21 protein-coding genes and 2 pseudogenes are annotated in these 23272 nt (G+C 73.0%); 9 read left to right on the top strand and 14 right to left on the bottom strand.

The window, feature by feature from the left end; translation table 11 throughout:
• Positions 1-22: 22 nt before the first annotated feature.
• Complete coding sequence (locus Prubr_RS25845; RefSeq protein ID WP_212817527.1) at positions 23-955, top strand: proline dehydrogenase family protein; 933 nt, start codon at positions 23-25, stop codon at positions 953-955.
• 100 nt (positions 956-1055) lie between these two features.
• Positions 1056-2114 carry a cobalamin-independent methionine synthase II family protein gene (locus Prubr_RS25850; RefSeq protein WP_212817528.1) on the top strand — a complete coding sequence of 353 codons (1059 nt, stop codon included), beginning with the start codon at positions 1056-1058 and terminating at the stop codon, positions 2112-2114.
• 53 nt (positions 2115-2167) lie between these two features.
• Here Prubr_RS25850 and Prubr_RS25855 read toward each other — a convergent pair whose 3' ends face one another.
• Both Prubr_RS25855 and Prubr_RS25860 read right to left on the bottom strand, forming a co-directional pair.
• Entirely contained in the window at positions 2168-2506 is a 339-nt protein-coding gene (locus tag Prubr_RS25855; protein ID WP_212817529.1) for an Imm51 family immunity protein, read from the bottom strand.
• An 87-nt stretch (positions 2507-2593) separates the two neighbouring features.
• Positions 2594-3529, bottom strand: a complete 936-nt coding sequence (locus Prubr_RS25860; protein ID WP_343221504.1) for an NADP-dependent oxidoreductase — start codon at positions 3527-3529, stop codon at positions 2594-2596.
• Between the two features lie 93 nt (positions 3530-3622).
• On the opposite strand from Prubr_RS25860, the gene soxR reads away from it, so the two are divergent.
• Both soxR and Prubr_RS25870 read left to right on the top strand, forming a co-directional pair.
• Positions 3623-4072, top strand: coding sequence for a redox-sensitive transcriptional activator SoxR (gene soxR / locus Prubr_RS25865; RefSeq protein WP_212817530.1), 450 nt, complete (start codon positions 3623-3625; stop codon positions 4070-4072).
• 118 nt (positions 4073-4190) lie between these two features.
• Positions 4191-5108, top strand: coding sequence for an NAD(P)-dependent oxidoreductase (locus Prubr_RS25870; RefSeq protein ID WP_212817531.1), 918 nt, complete (start codon positions 4191-4193; stop codon positions 5106-5108).
• A gap of 203 nt (positions 5109-5311) precedes the next feature.
• Here the strand turns inward: Prubr_RS25870 and Prubr_RS25875 are convergent, their stop codons facing one another.
• From Prubr_RS25875 to Prubr_RS25885, 3 genes are all read right to left on the bottom strand, one after another.
• Positions 5312-6064: a hypothetical protein gene (locus Prubr_RS25875; protein WP_212817532.1), complete on the bottom strand. Its 753-nt coding sequence runs from the start codon at positions 6062-6064 to the stop codon at positions 5312-5314.
• Positions 6065-6277: 213 nt separating this feature from the next.
• A complete protein-coding gene (locus Prubr_RS25880) occupies positions 6278-7303 on the bottom strand; it encodes a TIGR03086 family metal-binding protein (protein WP_212817533.1) in 1026 nt (341 codons plus the stop codon).
• 1 nt (position 7304) lies between these two features.
• Positions 7305-7655, bottom strand: coding sequence for an ArsR/SmtB family transcription factor (locus tag Prubr_RS25885; protein WP_212817534.1), 351 nt, complete (start codon positions 7653-7655; stop codon positions 7305-7307).
• A gap of 40 nt (positions 7656-7695) precedes the next feature.
• On the opposite strand from Prubr_RS25885, the gene Prubr_RS25890 reads away from it, so the two are divergent.
• Positions 7696-8382, top strand: coding sequence for a DNA alkylation repair protein (locus Prubr_RS25890; protein WP_212817535.1), 687 nt, complete (start codon positions 7696-7698; stop codon positions 8380-8382).
• Between the two features lie 76 nt (positions 8383-8458).
• Here Prubr_RS25890 and Prubr_RS25895 read toward each other — a convergent pair whose 3' ends face one another.
• Positions 8459-9028: a TetR/AcrR family transcriptional regulator gene (locus Prubr_RS25895; protein ID WP_212817536.1), complete on the bottom strand. Its 570-nt coding sequence runs from the start codon at positions 9026-9028 to the stop codon at positions 8459-8461.
• A 101-nt stretch (positions 9029-9129) separates the two neighbouring features.
• On the opposite strand from Prubr_RS25895, the gene Prubr_RS25900 reads away from it, so the two are divergent.
• The gene (locus tag Prubr_RS25900) at positions 9130-10056 is read left to right on the top strand and encodes an NmrA family NAD(P)-binding protein (protein WP_212817537.1); all 927 of its coding nucleotides are present in this window, start codon (positions 9130-9132) and stop codon (positions 10054-10056) included.
• A gap of 7 nt (positions 10057-10063) precedes the next feature.
• On the opposite strand, the pseudogene Prubr_RS25905 reads toward Prubr_RS25900, so the two are convergent.
• Positions 10064-11169: pseudogene (locus tag Prubr_RS25905) on the bottom strand (citrate synthase 2).
• A gap of 68 nt (positions 11170-11237) precedes the next feature.
• On the opposite strand from Prubr_RS25905, the pseudogene Prubr_RS25910 reads away from it, so the two are divergent.
• Positions 11238-12437: pseudogene (locus tag Prubr_RS25910) on the top strand (citrate synthase); the annotation flags it as partial.
• Positions 12438-12527: 90 nt separating this feature from the next.
• On the opposite strand, the gene Prubr_RS37125 reads toward Prubr_RS25910, so the two are convergent.
• Positions 12528-13154, bottom strand: coding sequence for a TetR/AcrR family transcriptional regulator (locus tag Prubr_RS37125; protein WP_246567641.1), 627 nt, complete (start codon positions 13152-13154; stop codon positions 12528-12530).
• Positions 13155-13217: 63 nt separating this feature from the next.
• Here Prubr_RS37125 and Prubr_RS25915 point away from each other — a divergent pair, with 63 nt between their 5' ends.
• Positions 13218-14045 (top strand): SDR family NAD(P)-dependent oxidoreductase, encoded by an 828-nt coding sequence (locus Prubr_RS25915; RefSeq protein WP_212817539.1) that lies wholly within the window; start codon positions 13218-13220, stop codon positions 14043-14045.
• Positions 14046-14131: 86 nt separating this feature from the next.
• Here the strand turns inward: Prubr_RS25915 and Prubr_RS25920 are convergent, their stop codons facing one another.
• From Prubr_RS25920 to Prubr_RS25940, 5 genes are all read right to left on the bottom strand, one after another.
• Entirely contained in the window at positions 14132-16738 is a 2607-nt protein-coding gene (locus Prubr_RS25920) for a PEP/pyruvate-binding domain-containing protein (protein ID WP_246567643.1), read from the bottom strand.
• Positions 16735-17487 (bottom strand): MerR family transcriptional regulator, encoded by a 753-nt coding sequence (locus tag Prubr_RS25925; protein ID WP_212817540.1) that lies wholly within the window; start codon positions 17485-17487, stop codon positions 16735-16737. Before Prubr_RS25925 ends, Prubr_RS25920 begins: the two co-directional genes overlap by 4 nt.
• Positions 17488-17656: 169 nt before the next feature.
• A complete protein-coding gene (locus Prubr_RS25930; RefSeq protein ID WP_212817541.1) occupies positions 17657-19201 on the bottom strand; it encodes an MFS transporter in 1545 nt (514 codons plus the stop codon).
• Positions 19198-19791 (bottom strand): TetR/AcrR family transcriptional regulator, encoded by a 594-nt coding sequence (locus Prubr_RS25935; protein ID WP_212817542.1) that lies wholly within the window; start codon positions 19789-19791, stop codon positions 19198-19200. Before Prubr_RS25935 ends, Prubr_RS25930 begins: the two co-directional genes overlap by 4 nt.
• 335 nt (positions 19792-20126) lie before the next feature.
• Complete coding sequence (locus Prubr_RS25940) at positions 20127-21533, bottom strand: aminotransferase-like domain-containing protein (protein ID WP_212817543.1); 1407 nt, start codon at positions 21531-21533, stop codon at positions 20127-20129.
• Between Prubr_RS25940 and Prubr_RS25945 the strand changes: the two genes are divergently transcribed.
• Positions 21532-22521, top strand: a complete 990-nt coding sequence (locus Prubr_RS25945; RefSeq protein WP_212817544.1) for a DMT family transporter — start codon at positions 21532-21534, stop codon at positions 22519-22521. The two genes, Prubr_RS25940 and Prubr_RS25945, sit on opposite strands and share 2 nt — an antisense overlap.
• Here the strand turns inward: Prubr_RS25945 and Prubr_RS25950 are convergent.
• Complete coding sequence (locus Prubr_RS25950) at positions 22479-23252, bottom strand: DinB family protein (RefSeq protein WP_212817545.1); 774 nt, start codon at positions 23250-23252, stop codon at positions 22479-22481. The two genes, Prubr_RS25945 and Prubr_RS25950, sit on opposite strands and share 43 nt — an antisense overlap.
• Positions 23253-23272 lie beyond the last annotated feature (20 nt).

Here is a 23272-nt window from a genome sequence, read left to right on the forward strand (position 1 = left end):
GGACGGACCGGAAGGGATCACCGTGCTGCGCCGTACCCTGATCGCCGCCGCCGAACAGGACCGGATCCGGGCGGCAGTCCAGGCCGTGCCGGCGACCCGCGCTGTCGTGGCCAGGTTCGTCGCCGGCGAGACGACGGCGGAAGCGGTCGCCGCCGGGACGGCACTGGCCGCCGCCGGGCTGCGGGTGACGTTCAACCAGCTCGGCGAGTACGTGACCGATCCGGGACAGGCCGCGCAGACCCGGGACAGCTTCGTCGCGCTCGCCCGCCGGCTGGCCGACAGTGAACTGGCCGGACCCGGCAGCGAGTTGTCGGTCAAGCTGTCGGCGCTGGGCCAGTTGGACGGTGCGGACGGCGCCGCCCGCGCCCTGGACCACGCCCGGCTGATCTGTGCCGCCGCCGACGACGCGGGTGTGCTGGTGACCGTCGACATGGAGGACCACACCACCACCGACTCCACCCTGGACATCACCCGGGCGCTGCGGCGGGACTTCCCGTGGGTCGGCGTCGCGGTCCAGGCGGCGCTGCGGCGCAGCCCCGCCGACTGCGCCGACCTGGCGTACGCCGGCTCCCGGGTCCGGCTGGTCAAGGGCGCCTACCGGGAGCCGGCGTCGGTGGCGCTGCACCGGCGCACCGACGTCGACCTGGCCTACGTACGCTGCCTGCGGATCCTCCTCGCCGGCGCCGGACATCCGCTGGTGGCGACCCACGATCCGCGACTGATCGAGATCGCCGGTGAGCTGGCCCGGCGGACCGGTCGGGGCGTCGACGGCTTCGAATACCAGATGCTGCGCGGCGTCCGCGACGGCGAGCAGCGCCGGCTGGCCGCCGACGGCTTCGGCGTCCGCGTCTACCTGCCGTTCGGGCCGCAGTGGTACGGCTACTTCACCCGGCGGCTGGCGGAGCGGCCGGCGAACACCCTGTTCCTGCTGCGCGCGCTGGCCTCCCGGCGGTAGCCGGCGAACCCGGCCCGCGCTCCGGAATGCCTTGGCGCCACGCGGTTCCGGGCCGCCACCGCCTATTGTGGATCGACGTCGCGGACATTAGCGTTCATGCATGATTCTCCCGACGGAACCGATCGGAAGTATCCCGCGACCGCCGTGGCTGCTCGCCGGCATCGCCGACCACGCTGCCGGCCGGATCGACACAGCCGCCCTCGACACCCTCTACGACGATGCCGTACGTGACACGATCGCCCGCCTGGAGGCGCTCGGCTCGCCCGTGGTGACCGACGGCGAGCAATCGAAGCCCAGCTTCGCCACCTATCCGGTGCAGGGCGTGTCCGACCTGGCCCCGGACGGGGCGGTCATCCCGTTCGCCGACGGGCACACCCGGCAGTTGCCCCGGTTGACCGCCGGCCCCTTCCGCTACGCGGTGCGGTCCGAGCACTACGTGCGGGCCGCCCGTAAGCACGCCACGGCGCCGGTCAAGCAGGCGGTGATCGCGCCCTCGGCGTTGAGCCTGCTCTATCCCGACGGCGGCATCGCCGGCTACGACCGGCAGGCGTTCCTCGACGACCTGGTCGACGAGGCGGAGGCGGACATCAGGTCCGCGTTCGCGGCCGGCGCGCACTCGGTGCAGTTGGACTTCACCGAGGGGAGACTGTCGGTGAAGCTCGACCCGTCCAAGGGGGTGCTCGACGCGTTCGTCACGCTGAACAACCGGGTCCTGGACCGTTTCAGCGACGACGAGCGGGCGCGGATCGGGGTCCACACCTGCCCCGGTGGCGACCAGGACTCGACGCACAGCCTCGACGTCGACTACGCCGAGCTGCTGCCGCACCTGTTCGCGCTGCACGCCGGTGTCTTCTACGTGCAGCTCGCCAGCGAGCCGGACCCGGACCGGGTGCTGGCGGCGATCGCCAGCCATTCGCGTCCGGACCAGCGGATCTTCATCGGGGTGACCGACCCGATCGACCCGGTGGTGGAGACCGCTGAACTGGTCCGCGACCGGGTGCTGCGGGCCGCCGAGCACATCCCGCCGGACCGGCTCGGCACCTGCGACGACTGCGGCTTCGCGCCGTTCGGCGACGACGTGTCGACGTCCCGCGACACCGCCTGGGCGAAGATCAGGGCCCGGATCGAGGGGACCGCACTGGCGGCGCAGCAGCTCTGAGCCCGGGCCCGGGGTCGGCGGAACGACATCCGTCGACCCCGGCACCGGCCGGCTCAGTCGTCGAACTCGAACCCGTTCGCCTTCGCCAGCTCGACCAGCTCCCGGATCCGTCCGGCGTCCGAGGCGACCGCCGCCATCCGGTCCGCCAGGTCCTCCAGAGCCTCCCGATCGGTGCCGTAGGCGCAGAACATGCCACCCTCCGGGTCGTACGAGAAGCGTCCTTCGAGCGCCGGAGCCTCGGTGCTGACGAGAAGCTGGGCGACGCCCTCCCAGAAGTATCCGTTGGGTTCGTGGCCGAGTCCGGCGATCACGTCGTCGACGGCGGTGGTTCCCGCGTCGAGCAGCAGGGAGTACTTGCCGGGGGACGGCTCGATCAGCCGCATCGGTTCCATGCGGGCAGCCTCGCAGGTGCCGGCCGGCGCCGGCAACCGTGCCCCGTCAGGAGTTCGTGGCAACCCGGCCAGGCGACCGGCCGGCGGTCACGGCACCTGGTTCCCGACGAGCAGGGCCACCTTCCCGTACCCGTGTCCGGTTTCGACGTCGCGGTGCGCGTCGGCGGCCCGGTCCAGTTCGTACGCGGCCCGGATCGTGACCCGCAGGGTGCCGTCGGCGCACCTGGCCAGCAGCTCCGCCAGCCGGGCGGCGGAGCGGTCGCTGCGGAGCGTCCGGCAGCCGAGTTCCTCGGCGAGGTCGAAGTCGACGATGGTGCCGATCCGCCGCCGGTCGGCGACGAGTTCGACCGCCGTACGCAGGTTGTCGTGCCCGGCCGCGTCGAGTGCGAGGTCGACGCCGCCGGGTGCGGCCGCCCGGATGCGGTCGAGTTGGCCGTCGCCGTAGTGGACCGGGATCGCACCGAGCGCGCGGACGTACTCCTGGTTTGCCGCGCCGGCCGTTCCGACGACGGTCAGCCCGCGGGCACGGGCGAGCTGGACGAGCATGGTGCCGACCCCACCGGCGGCACCGTGGACGAGCAGCGTCTCGCCGGCCGCCGCGCCCAACTGCTCCAGCGCGGTGTGCGCCGTCTGCCCCGACGCCGACAGGGTGCCCGCGGTGAGCCAGTCGACCCCGGCGGGCTTGCGTACGACCTGCGTGGCCGGGGCCGCGACGAACTCCGCGTAGCAGCCCAGGACCCGGAACCCGGCGACCTCGTCACCGACCGCGAAGCCGCGCACGTCCGCGCCGACGGCTTCCACGGTGCCGGCGAACTCGTTGCCGACGATCTGCGGGAACGTGGCCGTCGCCCAGGGCGGCAGCGACCCGGACCGGACCGCCACGTCGACCGGTTGCACCCCGGCCACGGCGACCCGTACCAGGACCTCGGTGGGCCCGTACGACGGTCGCGGCAGCTCCCGGGGGCGCAGGACGTCGGCGTCCCCGAACTCGTCGAACGCCGCCGCCCGCATCGACCTGGTCATAACGCCTCTCCTCTGGTCAAGTTCACTTGAGGTAGAGTCAACTTCATCAAGTGAACTTGATGTCAAGCCGAGACGGTCGGGGGACAGGGAACGATGCCGCAACTCGACGCCGACCTCGTCTGGCTCAGACCCGGGCAGGTCGCCGACCGGGCCGGCGTCGCTGTGTCGACGCTGCACTACTACGAGAGCCTCGGCCTCATCCGCAGCCGCCGCACGGCCGGCAACCGCCGTGAGTACCGTCGCGACACGCTGCGCGTCATCGCCTTCATCCGCGCCGCCCAACGGGTGGGGGTGTCCCTGGAACGCATCAAGGACGCCCTCGACCAACTGCCCGACGAGGGTCTGCCCACCAAGCGCGACTGGGCGCGCATCTCCCGGCAGTGGCACGACGACCTGACCCACCGCATCGCCGAACTCACCGCGCTGCGCGACCAGTTCTCCAGCTGCATCGGCTGCGGGTGCCTCACGCTGAGGTCCTGCCCGCTGTCCAACCCCGGTGACGTGCTCGGCCGCGACGGGTCCGGCGCCCGCCGGTTCCCCTGACCGACAGCGGTCGCGACGATCCACCTGCCGGAAAGTGGCCCTTTCCACGGCCGGCCGACGGGCGGTGGGATTGCCGTACGCCGGCCGTTCCGTCGCCGGTGGTCGGACAGTGTGGGAGATGACAGTGGGTCCGTCCGTTGCGGTGCCCGGTGAGGTCGGATTTCTCGGCCTGGGCGTCATGGGCCAGCCGATGGCCGTCAACCTGACGCGGGCGGGAGTCCCGCTCGTGGCGTGGAACCGTACCCCGTCGCGGTGTGAACCGGTCGCCGCCGCCGGGGCGCACATCGCGTCCGGTCCCGGCGAGGTGATCGACCGGTGCGGGACCGTGCTCCTGATGCTCGCCGACGAGGCGGCCGTCGACGCGGTGCTCGGGCGGGCGGAGGGCGGGCTCGCCCGGCTCCGGAACCGGACGGTGGTGCAGATGGGCACCATCGCCGCCGACTACTCGCTCGCGCTGTCGAACGCGATCGCCGCGGCAGGCGGGACGTACGTCGAGGCTCCGGTCTCCGGTTCGCGTGGTCCCGCCGAGGCCGGGCAACTGGTCGGCATGCTGGCCGGCCCGCGTCCCGCCCTGGACCGGGTGCGGCCGCTGCTCGACCCGCTGTGCTCCGCGGTCTTCGAGTGCGGGGCGGTGCCGTCGGGGCTGGTGACCAAGTTCGCGGTGAACATCTTCCTGATCACGATGGTGACCGGGCTGGCCGAATCGTTCCACTTCGCCGAGGAGCACGGGATCGATCCGGCGCTGCTCGGCCAGATCCTCGACGCCGGCCCGATGGCCTCGACGGTGTCCCGGACCAAGGCCCGCAAGCTGGTCGAGAACGACTTCGACGTGCAGGCGGCGATCGCGGACGTGTTGAAGAACAACCGGCTCATCGCCGACGCCGCCCACGCCCGGGGAGTCGCCGCCCCGCTGCTCGACGTCTGTCACGCGCTGTACGGCGAGACGCTGACCCTCGGGCACGGCGCGGCGGACATGGCGGCCGTCGTACACGCGATCCGGGCCCGCACCGCCGGCGCCACCATCCGGCGGCCCTGACCCTCGCCGCTCCCGCGCCGGTTCGCGGGTGTCTCGTGGTAAGCGGGCCACCCCGTCGACCGGCGGCCGGCGGTGGGGCGCGGCTACTCGTCGACCGGAGCCGGGGTGCCGGCGGCCCGGCGGATCAGGTCGATCAACAGGCCCCGGTTGGTCGGCACATCGGCCTGGGTGAGTCGTATCCGGTAGCGGCCCCACCGGGTGTTCTAGGCCAACACGTCGAGCCCGCAGGCGTCGAGTGCCGCGGTGACCCCATCGGCCCGGGGAATGCGGAACTCCACGATGGCGTGCTCACGGCGCGGGCGGACCTGCACGAAGTTGTCGGCGAGGCCGTCGCGGGCCAGACCGATGTAGTGCCGGTTGTACTTGAGCGCCATTCCGGGCGTGACCGCATTGACGAGGCCGAGGACCGCGTCGGCGAGCGCGACCGACGACTCCGAGCCTCGGCTGATCCAATAGGCGCGATCGGTGGCCTGGCCGGGCTCGTCCTCCTCGTCGGTTCCCACCCGGATGTGGCTCAACACGGTCGTCGCGTTCAGCGTGAGCAGGCCACCGACCTCGAGGGCCCGCATCTGGATCGCGATCAGCGGGATCGCCGCGTTGAACAGGCTGATCACGTTGAGGAAGCGGGTGGTGACGTCCTCGGCGACGATGACGGCGACGTGCTCGTACTGCGGATACCGCTTCCGTTCGATGTCCCAGTATTCGATGGTGCGGATGATGTGGGCCTCGTCCGTCGCCCCCAACTGGATCTCGACCTCGTAGCGGGTCAGGGTCTCCGGGTCGTGCAGCAGCAGGTCCAGGCGACCGGCCCGCGGCTGGCGCCGCTCGACGTCCTTGACGACCAGGTCGCCGAGCCCGAGCAGGGAGGGATCCTCGGCGATCAGTCCCTGCAACCACTTCTCGTTCAACTGGGGGTGGTTGCGCAGGCTGACCGGGACAGGCTTGCGGAACTCCATGAGTCAACCCTTCCTCGTGTCGACCGGCTGGTCGGCTTCCTGTCCGTGCCGGAACATCGCCGCCTCGATCGCGTCCGGCCGCACCGGCAGGTCCTCGGTGGACTCGTCCGCCCGCGCGTGGTCGGCAAGACTGTACCGATGCCGACTCCGGCGCCGAGGGGGCTGACTCTTTCCCGACAGTCACGGGTCGACCGTCGGTCCGGCGCCGGATGCCTAGGGTGTGCGTCCGACGAAGGCGAGCAGGCGGGTCTGGGTGTCGGCGTCGTCGGGGACGGGGACCTTCGGCCCGTAGTGGCCGCTGGTGCGCAGCATGTCGTCGGCGGGCTGTATCCCGACGAACATGTCGGCCACGATGCCCTCGTCGAGGCGCTCGTCGAGGCCGGTGGCGCGGGCGAGGTCCCAGGTGTGGATCAGTACGTCGCCGGTGACGAGCATGTCGACGGCCTGTTCGACGGTGAGTTGCCCGGGCGGCCCGGCGTCGAAGCTCCGGTGGGCGACCCCGGGATCGTCGAGTGCGGCCTGGATGGTGTCGGCCAAGCGTGCCCACGCGGTGGCGGGGTCGTCGTCGACCGAGGGGATGTCGGGGAACGTGATGCCGGCGCGGCCGATGACCGAGGGCACCCATTCCAGCAGGTGCCGTACGACGTCGCGGGCGGTCCAGCCCGCGCACGGCGCCGGGTTGGCCCAGGCGTACGCGGGGACCTCGTCGACGCGGTCGGCGAAGCGGCCGGCGACCCGGCGGAACCGTTCGGACGGGGTGCCGGCGACGGCGAGCAGGTCGTCGAGACGGTTGAACGTCATCTGCATGCCACGTTCCATCCCGGAGTGCACGTGACCGTCGCGGAACGCCGTCGTCTGGTGGCGTACCAGGGTCTGCAGGGTGGTGACACCGTCCTGTTCGGTGAGGGTCGTGATGTTCAGCGACTCGGCCTCGGGATGGCCCTCGAACACCTCGGTGGAGATGATCCGCTCGGGTACGACGATCTCCCGGTAGGTGCCGTGCCAGGCCAGTTCGTTGCCGTCGGCGTCGCGTGAGACGTACCGCCAGGTGCCGCCGGGGCGCAGGTCGATCTCGCAGCCGACCAGTGGGTGCCAGTCCGGGCCCCACCAGCGCAGCAGGTGTCTCGGTGTGGTCAGGGCGTCCCAGACCAGGGTCCGGGGCGCCTCGAAGCGCCGGGTGATCAGGATTTCGGTGTCGGACGGCAGGGTGACGGTCGCGGATCCGTGCCGGGTCGCCATCTCAGTCCTCCTCGGCCGGGTCGGGTCCGGCCTGTAGCGCCTGCAGGTAGTCGTCGAGGCGGTCGTAGTTGTCGTTGATCGCGGCGCTGAGTTCGCCCAGCCAGGTCTGCAGCGGTGCCAGACCGCCGCGGTTGATGCGGTAGAGGCGGGAGCGGCCGACCTGGCGGCAGTGCACGAGGTCGACCTCGCGCAGCACCTTCAGGTGTTTGGAGACCTGCGGCTGCGCGCACCCGAGCCGGTCGGCGAGTTCACCGACCGTCGATTCCCGGGTCGCGAGCACGTCGAGTACGGCGCGGCGGGTCCGGTCGCCGACGGCGTTGAACGGGTCGGTGGTCGTAGCGGCACGGGCCATCCACCCATCATATTCCGATATGGGAATGTAGGGTGGCGGGATGTCCGAGAGTGGGGAATCCGCCGCCGGCGTCGTGGCGGCACTTCAGGCGATGCGGTCCGACGCCGAACTGGTGAAGGTCCGCAAGCGGCTCGCTCCCGACGAGGACGCGTTCGGGATGCGGATGCGCGACCTGTTCGACGTCGCCCGGGCGCACACCGACCTGCCGCTCGACGAGGTGGACCGGCTGCTCGACCACCCGGCGTACGAGCCGCGGATGGCGGCGATGTGCATCCTGGACTTCAAGGCCCGCCGCCGGCTCGACGACGCCGGGCGCGAGCGGTTGTATGCCCGCTACCTGGCGCGCCACGACCGGATCACGACCTGGGACATGGTCGACCGGGCCGCGCCCCGCGTGGTCGGCGGCTACCTGGCGGGCCGCCCGTCCGGACCGCTGCACGAACTGGCCGTGGCCGCCGATCCGCTGCGTCGGCGTACCGCGGTGACGGCGCCGCTCTATTTCGTGCGGGCCGGAACCGGTGAGGACGTCGCCGAGGGGTTCGCCGTCGCCGGCCGGCTCGCCGCCGACCCCGAGCCGGTGGTGCACAACGCCGTCGGGATCTTTCTCAAGTACGCCGGTACGCGCGATCCGGACGTCCTGCGCCGCTTCCTCGACACGTACGCCCCGTCGATGCCCCGCCCCGCGTTACGCCTGGCGACAGAGAAGCTGACCCCCGCGTCCCGCTGATCCCGCCTCCTGCGCCTCGTTGATCAAGGGGATGTAGCAGGCGAAACGGGTCATGATATTGGCAACAACTCCCTGATCAACGCGGGCGGTCGGGGCTCAGTCCCGTCACCGCCAGCCGGAACAGCCGGTCCGCCCGGGCGGCGGGGTCGGGGTGGTGCTCGGTGGCCCGGACGATGCCGACGATCAGCGTGATCAGGTCTGCGACGGTGACGCCCTCGGTCACCGCCCCGTCCTGCACGGCGCGGCGCAACAGTGGGCCCGCCGCCTCTTCCATCGCCACCGAGCAGGCGTTCTCGTGCACCGGGTCGGACACGCCGTCGTAGGCCAGCGCGTCGGCCAGCCCCCGTACGGAGACGCAGTAGGCGACGACGTCGTCCAGCCATTCCAGGAGTGCCGCCCGGCTGTCGCCGGTGCCGGTCAGCTCGTGGGCGCGCGCGCCCAGCGCCGCGATCCGCTTGTGGGAGACCGCCTCCAGCAGGGCGCGGCGGGTGGGGAAGTGCCGGCGTACGGTCGCCGAGCCGACCCCCGCGGTGCGGGCGATCTGTTCCAGGGAGGCGGCGGCGCCATGGGCGGCGACCTCCTTCTCGGCCACGGCGAGGATGCGCGCGTAGTTGCGCCGGGCGTCGGCGCGCTGGCCGTCGGGCATGGCGTCATCTCCGAACTTGCTAAGTGGCGGGGCCCGCCATATTGTAGCGAGACGTAAACGGCGGGCCCCGCCGTTTAGTTGCCGAGCAGTCGAGGAGCACCATGTCCACCACAGACTCCGCCCCCGTTCTGGTCACCGGTGTCACCGGCCGGCAGGGCGGCGCCACCGCCCGCGCCCTACGCGCGGCCGGCGTTCCCGTCCGCGCCCTGGTCCGCGACCCGGCCACCGACCGGGCCAGGGCCGTCGAGGCACTCGGCGTCGAACTGGTCGTCGGCGATCTCCACGACCGCGACTCGGTGATCCGGGCCGCCGAGGGGGTCCGCGCCGTCTTCTCCGTGCAGGCGCCGGCGGTCACCGCGGCGGGCTTCGACTTCGACGGGGAGGTGACCCAGGGCGTCAACCTCGTCGAGGGCGCGAGGGCGGCCGGCGTGCCGCAGTTCGTGCACACCTCGGTCACCGGCGCCGGTCAGCACACCGAAACCCCCGGTTGGGCCGAGGAGCGCTGGGCTTCGGTGGGGCCCACCATGACCGCCAAGAGCGCGATCCAGGACCGGGTCCGGGCGGCCGGCTTCCGGCACTGGACGATCATCAAGCCGGGCTTCTTCATGGTGAACTTCCTGCCGTCCATGGCGTTCCTGTTCCCGCGCGGCATCGAGGGCGGCCTGGTGAGTGTCCTGCGCCCCGAGACCCGGCTGTCCCTGGTCGCGGTCGACGACATCGGTCGGGCGGCGGCCGCGGCGATCGCCGACCCGGAGCGGTTCGACGGCGTCGAGCTGGAGTTCGCCAGCGACCACCTGTCGATGACGGAGATCGCCGAGGTCCTCTCCCGGGTCCTGGGTACCCCGCTGTCGGCACCGGACATGACCGAGGAGGAGGCGTTCGCCGCCGGGATGCCGGCGATGGGTGCCGGGCACGAGTGGCTGAACGTGGCACCCCAGCCCGGGCGTCCGCAGTACGCCCGGGACCTCGGCATCCCGCTCACCAGCTTCGACGCGTGGGCGCGGGAACACATGCGGGCCGACGTCTGACCCGGTCCTAGCGGCGGGACAGGACGCCGTCCCAGCCGGGAAGTTCCGACGGGTCGCGGTCGGGCCGGCCGACGTAGTCGGCGGACGGGCGGATCAGCTTCCCGAGCCGCTTCTGCTCCAGGACGTGCGCGCTCCACCCGGCCGTCCGGGCACAGGTGAACAGCGGCGTGAACAGCTCCGCCGGTACACCCGCGAAGTCCAGCACGACCGCGGCCCAGAACTCCACGTTGGTCTCGAGCACCCGGTCCGGCTTGCGCTCGCGCAGTTCGGCCAGGGCGGCGTTCTCCAGCGCGAGGGCCACCTCGAACCGGGGGGCGGCCAGTTCCCGCGCCGCCGCCCGCAGGATCCGCGCCCGGGGTCCTCGGCCCGGTAGATCGCGTGGCCGAACCCCATCAGGCGCCGGCCGCTGTCCAGCACCCGCCGGACGTACGCCCGGGCGTCGCCGCCCTTCTCCACGTCCTCGACCATGCCGAGCACCCGTGCCGGCGCGCCGCCGTGCAGCGGGCCGGACATCGACGCGACGGCGGCGGACAGGCAGGCGGCGACGTCGGCGCCGGTGCTGGCGACCACGCGGCCGGTGAACGTCGACGCGTTCATGCCGTGCTCGGCGGCGCAGACCCAGTACCGGTCGATCGCCTCGACCTGGCGCGGGTCCGGCTCGCCCTGCCAGCGGATCATGAACCGTTCGGTGACCGTCCGGGCCTGGTTGACCAGCCGTTGCGGTACGGCGGGCAGCCGCGCCCCGCGGGCGGCCTGGGCGACGAACGACAGCATCATCACCGAGGTGCGGGCGAGGTCCTCGCGGGCCTGCGCGTCGTCGATGTCGATCAGCGGCCGCAGTCCCCAGTACGGCGCCACCATGGCGGTCGCCGCCTGCACGTCGACCCGGATGTCGCCGGAGTGCACCGGGATCGGGAACGGCTCGGCGGCCGGCAGCCCGCGCGTGAAGTCGCCGTCGACCAGCAGCCCCCACACGTCGGCGAAGGTGGCGTGGCCGACCAGCTTCTCGATGTCGACGCCGCGGTAGCGCAGGGATCCGCCCGCGCGGTCCGGCTCGGCGATCTGGGTGTCGAAGGCGACGACATCGGCAAGTCCAGGTTTCACGGTCAGCATCGCTTCAATGTCGTGGCGAGGGAGCGACCCTGTCAATATTGATTCAGTCAATATGGGAGCATGCCCACATGACCGAAGATCACCGGCCGGCGACGGAGGACCGGCTGCTCACCACCGAGGCGGTGGCCCGCCGACTGGGCGTCAAGAAGGAGACCGTCTACGCCTACGTCAGTCGTGGCCTGCTGAACAGCCGACGCAACGGCGACGGCAAGGAGAGCCTGTTCGCCGAGTCGGACGTGGTCACCTTCGCCGCCGGACGGCGCCGGCCCGGACCCGCCCCCGACGCCCCCGCGATCCACACCGGCATCACCCTGATCACCGGCGACGCGCTCTACTACCGCGGCCACGACGTACCGGTGCTGGCCCGGACCGAGTCGTACGAGTCGGTGGCCACGCTGCTGTGGACCGGCGAGCTACGCCACGCCCCGATGGTGCCCGACGACGAGCTACGGACCCTCGCGCGGGCGGTGACCGCGCCGCTGCCGCGCAGCGCCCGCTCGACCGACCGGCTGCGGCTCATCGTGGCGGCGGCCGCGGCCGCGGACCGGCTGCGCTTCGACACCACGCCCGCCGCCGTCGTCGCGACCGCCCGCACCATGCTGGACACCATGGTCGCGGCACTGCCGGTACGGGGCCCGGAAACCGGCCGACCGGCGCGGTTCCCGGTCGCCGACGCGCTGTGGCCACGGCTCACCGCCGTCGAACCGACCCCCGCCGCGATCGACGCGCTCAACGCCGTACTCGTGCTGCTCGCCGACCACGACATCGCCGCGTCGACCCTCGCGGCCCGGGTGGCCGCGTCGGCCCGGGCCCACCCGTACGCGGTCGTGGGCGCCGGCCTGGCCGCGCTCGACGGCCCGCTGCACGGCGCGGCGAGCGGGGTCGCGTACGAGATGCTGGCCGACGCGGTACGGTCCGGCGACCCGGTCGGCACGATCTCCGACCGGCTGCGCTCCGGCGGCGGCGTCCCCGGCTTCGGGCATCGGCTCTATCCGGCCGGCGACCCCCGCGCGGCCACCCTGCTCGACCTCCTGCCGACAATCCCGGACGCGGGCGCCGGCCCGGCCGCGCACACCCGCGACATCGTCGCCGACCTGGCGACGGCGGTCACCCGGCGCTCGGGCACCGCACCCAACATCGACTTCGCCCTCGCCGCGTTCACGCTGCTCAACGGGATGGACGCCGAGGCGGGGGAGACGATCTTCGCCGTCGCCCGGACCGCCGGCTGGATCGCCCACGCGCTGGAGGAGTACGCCGACCGCCCCAGCCGGTTCCGCCCCAGCGGCCGCTACGCGGGTCGACTGCCGGGCGGTGCCGTGCTGCCCGCTCCGACGAGGCCAGGGCGTGTGTCGAAGTCCTCAGCCGGGCTGCGTGGGGTTCGAACGACTACCGGCGGCGTTGCGGCGGGGAACTCTGATCGTGGCGACGGCTCTGTCGTAGAGGTCGAGCATGTCGGCTTCGCCGTTGGCGGCGATCCAGGCGTCGGACGCGGTGTCGACGCAGGACAGTACCGCCGAGACGATCGCTGACGCGGTGAACTCGGCGTCGGGGCCGTCGATACGCCGGGCGGTCAGCGGCACGAGTGCCTCGCGCCAGTGCTGGCGCTTCTCGAAGAGGCGGGCGCGCAGCGAGGGGCTCTCGTGCATCATGCGGGCGATGGCGAGGTCGGCCACGGGATCGTTGAAGGTTTCGGGTTGCGCGGCGATCATCGCGCCGCGTAGCGCGTCCCAGGGGTCCTCGGCATCGGGGCGCTCGGAGAGTGCGCGCGCGACGGCATCGCCACGCGCCGCCAGATCGCCCAGCAGCACATCCTCCTTGCTGCCGAAGTAGCGGAAGAACGACCGCCGCGATATCCCGACCGTCTCGACGATCTGGTCGACGGTTGTCGCTTCGAAGCCGTGCTGGACGAAGAGCGCGCATGCCGCGGCGGAGATCTCCGCGCGGAGCGCCGCGCGCTGGCGCTCCCATGCGGTTATTTTCGCCATGATCCTGACCGTACATGAGATGCCCTTCTGGCACCGAGTGCCAGGTTGGCGTATGGTGTCGACATGGTCATCGCCTACAACGCCCAGACGGTGCTGCTCACCGGCGCGAGTTCCGGCATCGGTCGCAGCTTCGCGATCGCCCTCGCCGCGCGCGGGGCGGATCTCGTCCTCGTCGCCCGGCGCGCCGACCGGCTCGAAAGCCTTGCGACCGAACTGCGCGACCGCCACGGCGTCACCGTGCACACGTTCCCGTTCGACCTGTCAGCCCCGTCGGCCGGCGCCGACCTTCGCGACGCGGCAGCACAGCGCGGCATCCGCGTCACCAGCCTCATCAACAACGCCGGCTTCGGCTCCTTCGGCCCGTTCACCGACGCCGACCCGGAGCACCTCGCCAGGGAAGTCGCCGTCGACGTCTCGGCACCGGTCCAGCTCACGGCGGCGTTCCTACCGCAGATCCTCGCGGCGGGCGGCGGTTTCGTCATCAACGTCGCCAGCATGGCCGCCTACGCACCGTCGCCACGGATGGCCGTCTACGGCGCCGCGAAGGCGTTCGTACTCAGCTTCACCGAGGCGCTCTGGGCGGAGCTCCGCGGCACTGGGGTTACCGTGTTCGCCCTCTCACCCGGCGCGACGAGTACCGAGTTCAACCAGGTCATCGGCACCGACGACGCGACCGCCGGGGCACGGATGCGCACGCCCGAGGCCGTCGTGGCAACCGCACTGGACCACCTCGACCGGCGCGACCCGTCCCCCAGCGTCATCGACGGCCGCGGCAACCGGCTCAGTGCGAACGCCGTCCGCCTACTCACCCGCCGCGCGACCGTCAGCCTGATGCGACGCATCACCGATCCGAGCCGCCGCGACCGCGAACGCGCCCGAGCCGCGAAGTAGCCGGTTGCTCACGTACCCCGACGATTACTGCCAACCGCGCCGCCACTGGGTGAGCGTCCGACAAGCTCGGCAGGCGCGGGCGCCTCTCAGCCGTTCACCACGACCGTGCCGGCCGCGCCGTCGACGGTGATGATCTGACCGGTGCGGATCAGCCGGGTGGCGTCCCGGACGCAGACCACGGCCGGGATGCCGTACTCCCGGGCCACCGTCGGACCGTGCGCCAGCGGGGCGCCGATCTCGGTCACCAGCCCACCGGCGGTCAGGAACAGCGGGGTCCAGCCGGGGTCGGTGGTCGGGGCGACCAGGATCTCGCCGGGTTCGACGTGGGCGTCCGCCGGGTCGCGGACCACCCGGGCCGGTCCGGTGACCGTGCCCGGCGCCGCCGCCATCCCGGCCAGCGTGCCGTCGTCGACGGGTTTCGGCGTACGCAGCGCCTCGACGTCGGTGCCGTCGGAGAGCAGCGCGACCGGGACGTGGGTACGGCGTAGCTCCCGGTCGTACGCGACCTTGCGGGCGGCGACCAGCTCCCGGTGGTCGACCTGCCGGTGTACGGCGGCACCGGCCTCGGCGAGGTCGAGGAACATGATGTCCCCGGCCTCCTTGAGCAGGCCCTGCCCGGCCAGTTCGGCGCCGACGAGGAGCAGTTGCCGGCGCATCTCGGCCAGCGGGTACAGGCCGGCGAACTTGCCGATCTCGCGCAGGCCGCCCAGCTGCCGGGCCCGGCGCAGCAGGAAGATCGCGATCCGGCCGCGTACCGGGCGCCGACGGCGTACCCGACGGGTCAGGTCGGCGAGCGTCTCCGTGGCGGTCCGCGCCGCCCGCGCGAACCTGCGGTCCGGGGCCTGGTCCGGATCGGTGGTCCGCAGGTAGTTCGCGATGGCGGCGAGCACCGGTGCCGGATCCTCGGCCCAGCGCGGCACCCCGATGTCGATCTCGACGGCGGCGCGGTGCCCGAACCGGTCCAGGAACCCGGCCAGTCCGATGTCGGGCAGCGTCCCGGCCCGGTACCGCGCGGCCAGTTCGGTTGCCGGCGTGCCGAGCAGCAGGTCGCGGTGTTCGGCGGCCCGTTCGGCGATGGCCCACAGCGCGAGGTCCATCTCGATGGTGATGTTGTGCGGCATGCCGCCGAGCACGGTGCGGACCTCGGCCTCGGTCGCGATGCCCTTGAGCAGTCCGGCCGGTGCCGCGCCGGAAAGGATGCCGGCCATCAGCGGCCAGATCATCCGTTCCAGGCGGCGGGTCGGCAGTCCGAAGTCCCCGACGAAGCGCAGCCGCTGCGCGGCGGTGTCGAGGCCGGCCGGGGCGGCGGACGCCAACCGGAACTCGTCGACCGCGCGGAACGCCCGGTCCCGGGCGGCCTCGGGGCGGGCCAACGCCCGTACGACGCCGGCGACGGCACGCGGCGCGACGCGCAGCAGCGGTCCGGCGCCGCCGCCGCGGCGGGCCGCGCCGGGATCGGGAGCGAACCGTGGGTCGGCCAGCACCTGGTCGACCACGGCCCGCACCCGGGGCCCGAAGTCGGCCTCCACGAACTTCGGCAGCCACCGGTCGGCGCCGGGGCGGCGGACGGTGTCGGTCAGGTCGAAGTAGAGGCGTCCGGCGATCTCGACGACCGAGCCGGACTCGCGGTCCGGGCCGGGCTCGCGGTCCGGGTTGGATCCGTGGTCCGGGCCGGGCTCGCGGTTCGGACCGGATCCGCCACCGAGGGGCGAGCCACCGGGGGTCGGGCCACCGAAGGCCGAGCCACCGAAGGCCGAGCCGGCGGAGGCCGCGACGGCCCGCAGCGCGGCCACCCCCATCGGGGTGAACGGCCGCAGCACCCCCTGGAACTGGCCGCCGAGTTCCAGATAGACCCGTGGTCCGGGCCGGCCGGTGTCCGGCGGTACCGGGAAGAGGGTGGTGACCGGCCGCGACTGCAGCAGCCAGAGCACGCCGTCGTGGTCGACGGCCCACTCGACGTCCTGCGGCACCCCGGCCAGGTCCCGGAGCCGGCGCCCGGCCGCGTACAAGTCGGTCAGCCGTTGCGGGGAGAGGCAGCCACCGCGCTCGGCGGCCGGGTCGCCGTCGTGCGGGATGTTTTGGTCGGCGGCCGGGTCGCCGTCGTGCGGGATGTTTTGGTCGGCGGCCGGGTCGCCGTCGCGCAGGACGTAGTGGTCGGCGGTGACGGCGCCGTCGACCAGGGCGGCACCCGGGCCCGGCGCGGCGTCGACGACCATCTCGGCGCGGCTTCCGGTGACCGGGTTGGCGGTGAACAGCACCCCGGCCACGGCGGCGTCGACCATCCGTTGCACCACGACCGCCATCGCGGCGGCACCGACGCCGCTGGCCGCGCGGTAGGACACGACCCGTTCGGAGTCCAGCGAGTCCCGGCACACCTCGATCGCGTCCAGCAGATCGGTCAGGCCGGTCACGGAAAGGACCGTCGCGTGCTGTCCGGCGAAGCTGGCGTCGGGCAGGTCCTCGGCGGTGGCGCTGGACCGTACGGCGACCGGGCCGCCACCCATCCGCTCGTACGCCCGCCGGATCTCCTCGACCGGGACCGTTTCGTCGGACAGCGCCGTGGTGGTGACGCAGAATCCCTCCGGCACCCGTTCACCGGCCCGGATCATCCGGGCCAGGCCGGCCGCCTTGCCACCGACCAGGTGGGCCATTCCCGCGTCGACCTCGGCCAGGTCGATCACCGCCAGGTTCATTTCTGCTCCTTCAGCAACTCGGCCATCGTGCGGAGCACCGCGTGCTGTGCCGGCGGCAGCTCACGTGACGTCAGCTCCAGCCACTGGCTGGACCCGGTGTCGTCCAGGCTGTCCACCAGGGCCGTCACCATCTCGTCGGGCAGGTGTGCGGCGAGGTCGGCGGCGAGCGCGGCGATCCGTGGGTCGTCCGGGGCGGCGTCGGCGAGTTCGTCCATCCGCGTGTTGAGGGCGTTTCCCCGCCGCGCCGCGTCCGGCTCGGTCAGCGGCCGGAACAGCGCGGCGAACCCGTGCCGGTCGGCCGGGTCGACCGCGGCGTCGATCACGCCGATGACCTCCCGGTCGAACGCCGCGAAGGGCGATTCGCCGGCCGGCAGGTCGCGCAGGACCTCGGCCAGGGCGGGCGTCATCGTCGAGTCCGGCCCGAGGTCGGTGCGGGCCAGCAGCGCGGCCAGCCGGTCCCGGCGGGCCGCGATCTCCGCCTGCTGGCGGGCCAGGTCGGCGTCCAGTTCCCGCAGTACGTCGCGCAGTTCCCGGTCCGCGTCGTCGGCGAGCACGTCGCGGATCTCGTCCAGCGACAGCCCCAGCTCGGTCAGCCGGCGGATCCGGGCGAGCGTCACCGCGTCCCGCAGCGTGTACTCGCGGTATCCGTTGAGCCGCCGGGCGGGTTCGGGCAGGAGGCCCTGGTGGTGGTAGTGCCGCACGGTCCGGGTGGACACCCCGACCAGCGCGGCCAGTTCGCCGATCCGCATGCCACCAGTAGAAACGTTGTCGCTACGGCAAGGTCAAGCGGACCGGCGAGCCGGCCATACCCTCGCGCCGTTCATGACGTGGCGGTGCGTGGTGATCGTTAGTTGTTCCGCGGTTGATGCACGGCGTGTCGAGCTGCTGGACAGCTGATGATCACAGGTCCCCCGGCGGTCAGTGCTGCTGTTTGGTCAGGTCTAGGCTCCTGGGCACGAGGACGAAGACGGCGACCGCGGCGGCGAGCATGGCCAGTCCGCCGACCAGTCCGATCTGGGTCAGCGAGTCGGTGAAGGCGTCCCGGGCGCGGGCGGCCAGTTCCGGTACGCCGGCCTGCGTGGCGACGTACAGGGCGGCGCCGAGGGACTCCTGCGCGGCGGCGACGAGCGAGCCGTCCACGCCCTGCCCGGTCAGCCCGGCGAGCTGGTTGCGGTAGATCGCGGCGGCGACGCTGCCCAGGATGGCCACGCCGAGCACGTTGCCGAGGTCGTACGCGGTCTCCTCGATCGCGGCGGCGTTGCCGGCCTTGCTCTGCGGCGTGCCGGACATGATGATCGCCGACGCGATCGCCAGGGAACCCGAGCCGGCGCCCAGCAGTGCGAGGGCGACGAGTACCGCCGGGTAGCTGAGCGGCGTGGCGGCGGCGTAGAGCACCAGGAAGCCGACGCCGGCCACGGCCAGGCCGCCGGCGAGGACGGTACGGGCCCCGACGCGTCCGGCCAGGGCGGGCGCCAGTGGCGCGGCGACGACCGCCCCGGCGGCCATCGGCAGCAGGTGCACCCCGGCCTGCAGCGGCGACTGGCCCTCGACCAGTTGCAGCCACTGCGCGACGAGCAGCAGCAACGCGGCCATCGCGAACATCGACACCAGGGCCGCGATCGTGCCGGCGGTGAACGGGGCGCGGCTGAACAGCCGTACGTCGAGCAGCGGGTCCGGCCGGCGCAGGCAGCGCAGCACGAACCAGCCGAGCAGCAGCACCGCCAGGGTCAGCGCCGCCCAGGGGGCCGGTTGGGCCAGGCCGTCGGCGGCGAAGTACTTGGCGAACTGCTTGATCGCCCAGACCAGGGACACCATGCCCACGATCGCCAGCACGGTCGCCACCACGTCCCAGCGGGGTGGCGACGGGTCGCGGGCCTCCGGCAGCAGCAGCCGTCCGGCGATCAGTGCGGCGACCATCAGCGGCACGTTGACCAGGAACGCCGCCTGCCACGAGAAGTGCTCCAGCAGCAGCCCGCCGACGATCGGTCCGACCGCCGCGCCGAGCGACGAGACGGCCGCCCACACCCCGAGCGCGGTCGCCCGCTCGCCGGGGTCGGTGAACACCGTACGGATCATCGACAGCGTGGTCGGCATGATCATCGCTCCGCCGACGCCGAGCAGCGCGCGTACCGCGATCACCGCGTTCGGGGTGTCGGCGGCCAGGACCAGCAGCGACGCGGCGCCGAAGACCGCGAACCCGCCCAGCAGGAGCAGCCGGCGGCCCCACCGGTCGGCCAGCGCGCTCATCGGCACGAGCAGACCGGCCAGGATCAGCGAGTACGTGTCCACGATCCACAACTGCTGGTCGGACGTCGGCGTCAGGTCGGCCGCGAGGTCGGGCAGCGCCACGTTGAGGACGGTCATGTCCATGACGACGACCAGCAGGCTGGCCGACAGTACGGCGAGACAGGCCCACCGGCGGGCGGCCGACAGCCCGGGCCGGACGTCCTGGGGCGCGCTCATCGCCGGTCCCCTTCGGCGCCGTGGCCCATCAGCGCCGTGACCGCCCGGGTGATCGCGTCGAGGTCGAGGATCTCGTCGTGCAGCATCGCGTGCACGGTCACGCCGTCGCCGTAGACCGCCAGCGCCGTCGCGGTGGCCGGATCGACGTGGGCGGACAGCACCTCGACCAGGCCGTCGAACCAGCGCAGCGCCAGTGGGCGCAGCGCCGGTCGCTGGGTCGCGGCCAGGTAGAGGGCGGTGTCGGCCTGCACCCGGATCGGCTGCATCAGGTAGTCGTGCAGGATCTCGGCCAGCACGGCCGGGTCGCCGCCGTGGGCGGCCAGGGTCTCGGCGACCGTCGCCAACCCGGCGTCGATCTCGTCGGCGAGCAGGCGCAGCGCCTCCTCGCTCAACTCCTCCAGGGACGAGAAGTAGTACGTCGTCGCACTCAGCGACACCCCCGCCCGCGCGGCCACCCGGCGGTGGGTCAGGTCGGTCAGCCCGTCCTGCACGATCAGTTCGGCCGCTGCTGCCACGATCGCCCGCCGGCGCCCCTCCGGATCGCGCCGCGACCGCTCGATCGGTACGCCGCTCACATCCATGTCAGGCATCTCCCACCCCGTCTGGTACGGATGTACTGGTACGAGCGTACCAGTACATCCGTACTCAAGTGGTGATGGGCACTCGTGCAGGTGGGTGGGGAGGGCACCCCCGAGCCGCCCTCCCCACCCACCGCACCGCCACCAGACGCCGGTTCCGTATCAGCCCCAGCCGCTGCCACGCATGACAAGCGCCCCTCGTAGCGGAGTGCGGGATGTCAGCTCCAGTCGTAGCCGCGCATGGCGCTCCCCTCGTCGGTGTCTGAAGTAGACACGCCCAGTGCGCCCCGGAGGTTGCATGTGGACCGGTAACGGTCGGGATCGCAGTCGCGGACACCGACGCGGCGTCACCTTCCCGGGCTTGTCCGGGCCACCGCGCGGCCGAGGCGGCGTACGGCCTCGTCCATCAAATCGGGTGGGGCGGCGGCGTAGGTCAGGCGCAGGTGCGGTGCCGGGGGTTCGGCCGCGTACCAGGGACGGCCGGGAAAGACGGTGACGCCCTCGGCGGCGGCCGCGGCGGCAAGGGCGACGTCGTCGGTGCCGTCGGGCAGGCGGGTCCACAGGTGCAGGCCGCCGCGGGGGACCGCCGGCGGGGTGAGTTCCGGCAGATGCCGGCGCAGTGCGGTCAGCAGCGCCTCGCGGCGGGCCCGCAGCGCGGTGCGCAGGGCGCGGCGGTGCCGGCTCCAGGCCGGGGCGGTGAAGAACTCCAGCGTCGCCTGCTGGAGCGGGCCGGCGACGAAGAAGTCGTCGAGCAACCTGGCCGACCGCAGCCGGGCACCGGCCGGGCCGCGGGCGCCGATCGCGGCGATCCGCAGGCCGGGAGCGGCGGACTTGGTCAGCGAGCGCAGGTAGATCACATGCCCGTCGGGGTCGTCGGCGGCCAGCGGTGGCAGGGCTTCGCCGTCGATGGTGAGGTCGCGGGCGTAGTCGTCCTCGATCAGGAACGCCCCGGCGTCGCGTACGGCGTCGGCGACCCGGGCCCGGCGGTGGGCGGCCAGGGTGGCGCCGGTCGGGTTGGCGTGCAGCGGCTGGCAGTAGAACAGTCGCGCGCCGGTGCGGCCGAACGCGGCGGCGAGCTGGTCGGGGAGTACGCCGTCGGTGTCGGCGGGCACCGGTACCACCCGCAGCCCGGCCGCCCGGGCCGCGGCCAGCGCCCCGAGGTAGGTCGGTGACTCGACGAGCACGGTGTCGCCGGGGGCGGTGAGCGCGCGTAGTGCGGACGACAGCGCCGCCTGCCCACCCGGGCAGATGACGATGTCGTCGGCGCGCAGCGCGGCCCCGGCCTCGCGGGCGAACCAGGCGCGCAGGTCCTCGCGTCCCTCGGCCGGCCCGCGCTGCCAGGCGGCGGGCTGGCGGGCGGCGCGGGCGAGCGCGGCGCCGAGTGCCGCGGCCGGCTGGAGTTCCGGGTCGAGGTAGCCGCCGGTGAGCGGGATCGTTCCCGGACCGGGGAGCGCCAGTAACGCCTGCATCTCGTCGGCGCCCGCGCCGCGGGCACCGAGCGCCACCGTCTGCCACGACAGGTCGGGTGCGTGCCGTTCGTCGGGCCGGGCGGCGACGAAGGTGCCCTTGCCCGGTCGGGTCTCGATCAGCCCCTGGGCCACCAGTTGCCGGATCGCCTCGGCGACGGTCACCGGCGAGGCCTGGTGCCGGGCGGTCAGTTCGCGCACCGGGGGCAGCCGTGTCCCGGGGGCGGAGCCGGCCACGAGCGTGCGCAGATCTTGGATAACGCGGTTGGCTGCGTTACCGTCATTCATGAAGGCTAAGAGTAGCGCTACTGTCGCCGGTACGGTAACGGCGGATCGGGTCGTCGGCCTCCTCCTCGGCGCGCTGGGAGTGCTCGCGTTCAGCCTGTCGTTGCCCACCACCCGCGTCGCCGTGCAGCAGCTCGATCCGTGGTTCGTGGCCTTCGGCCGGGCCGTCGGCGCGGCGCTGCTGGCCTGGGCGTACCTGCGGTTCACCGGGGCGCCGCGACCCACCGGTGCCCAGTGGCGACGGCTTGCGGTCGTCGCCGCCGGAGTCGTCGTCGGCTTCCCGCTGTTCACCTCGCTGGCGCTGACCACCCAGACCGCCGCCCACGGCGCGGTGGTCGTCACCGTGCTGCCGGCCACGACCGCCGTGTTCGCGGTGCTGCGGGCCGGCGAGCGTCCACCTGCGCTGTTCTGGGTCGCGAGCGCCGGGGGGCTGGCGGCGGTGCTCGCCTTCCTGGTCGTCAGCGGGGCGGTGCACGGCGCCTTGTCGGCCGCCGACCTGTTCCTGCTCGCCGCCGTCGTCCTGTGTGGACTCGGTTACGCCGAGGGTGGCGCGCTCGCCCGGGAACTCGGCGGTGCCCGGACGATCTGCTGGGCGCTGCTGCTCTCGCTGCCGGCCACCCTGCCCGTCACGCTCGTCGCCGCCTCGGCCCACCCGCCGCGTGCCGACGCCGCCGCCTGGTCGGCGTTCGGCTACCTCACCGCGATCTCGATGTTCCTGGGCTTCTTCGCCTGGTACGCGGGGCTGGCCCGGGGCGGCATCGCCCGGGTCGGCCAGGTCCAGCTCGCCCAGCCGGTGCTCACCCTGCTGTGGTCCGCGCTGCTGCTCGGCGAGACCGTCACGCCCGCCTCGATCGGGGCGGCGGTGGTCGTGCTGGGCTGCGTCGTCCTGATCCAGCGCACCCGCGGCGCGCGCACCGACCGGCCCGCCGCCGCCGGCACCGCCCACGCTCAGTCGCGGGCCAGCAGGCGGGCGAGGTCCCGTTCGGCGTAGAGCCGGTGTTCCCACTCCTCGTTGAGGACGACCAGCAGGCAGTCCCGCACCGGGAAGCTGCGCGCCGGCGGCCATCCCGGTGCGTCGACCGGTCGGGTGTGGCCGTCCAGCGCCTCGTCGGTGAGGCCGTCGACGACCTCGCGGACGGTGGACATCCGGTCGCGGCGCAGCGCGAGCACCGTGTCCAGTGCCGGTCGCGCCTCGCGGTTGCGGGGGATCCCCGGGGTGTCCGGCATCTCGTCCCACGGCAGGCCCAGCGGATCCCACGGGGCAGGGTCGCCGAGAATGGCCCGGCTGACCCAGGCGTCGGTGGCGAACACGAGATGCCGCAGGGTCTCGACGAAGGACCACTCACCGTCGACGGATTCGTGCAGCAGGGCGGGATCGAGGTGGCGGGCCCGGTCGACGGTGCCGGCCCAGAGCCGCTCGACGGTGTCCCACGCCTCGCGGAAACCGGCGGCGGTCGTCGGGCGCATCTTCGCCCGGTCGGGGTGGCGCCGGTCGAGTTCGGCGTCGATCAGCGGGCCGACGTCGACACCGTTGATCGTCAGGTTCGCGATCTCGCCGTAGATGGTGACGTCGACCAGTTCGACGCCGCTCAGCACCGCGCCGTTCAATGCCACGCCCCGGAAGCGGGCGTGGGACAGGTCGCTGTCGCGGAACCGCGTGCCGCGCAGGTCGACGTGTTCGAAGCGTGAATCCTTCAGATCAGCGTCGATGAACTCCACCATGCGGTGACAGTAGCGCCCGC

This window comes from Polymorphospora rubra (assembly GCF_018324255.1).
Lineage (GTDB): Bacteria > Actinomycetota > Actinomycetes > Mycobacteriales > Micromonosporaceae > Polymorphospora > Polymorphospora rubra.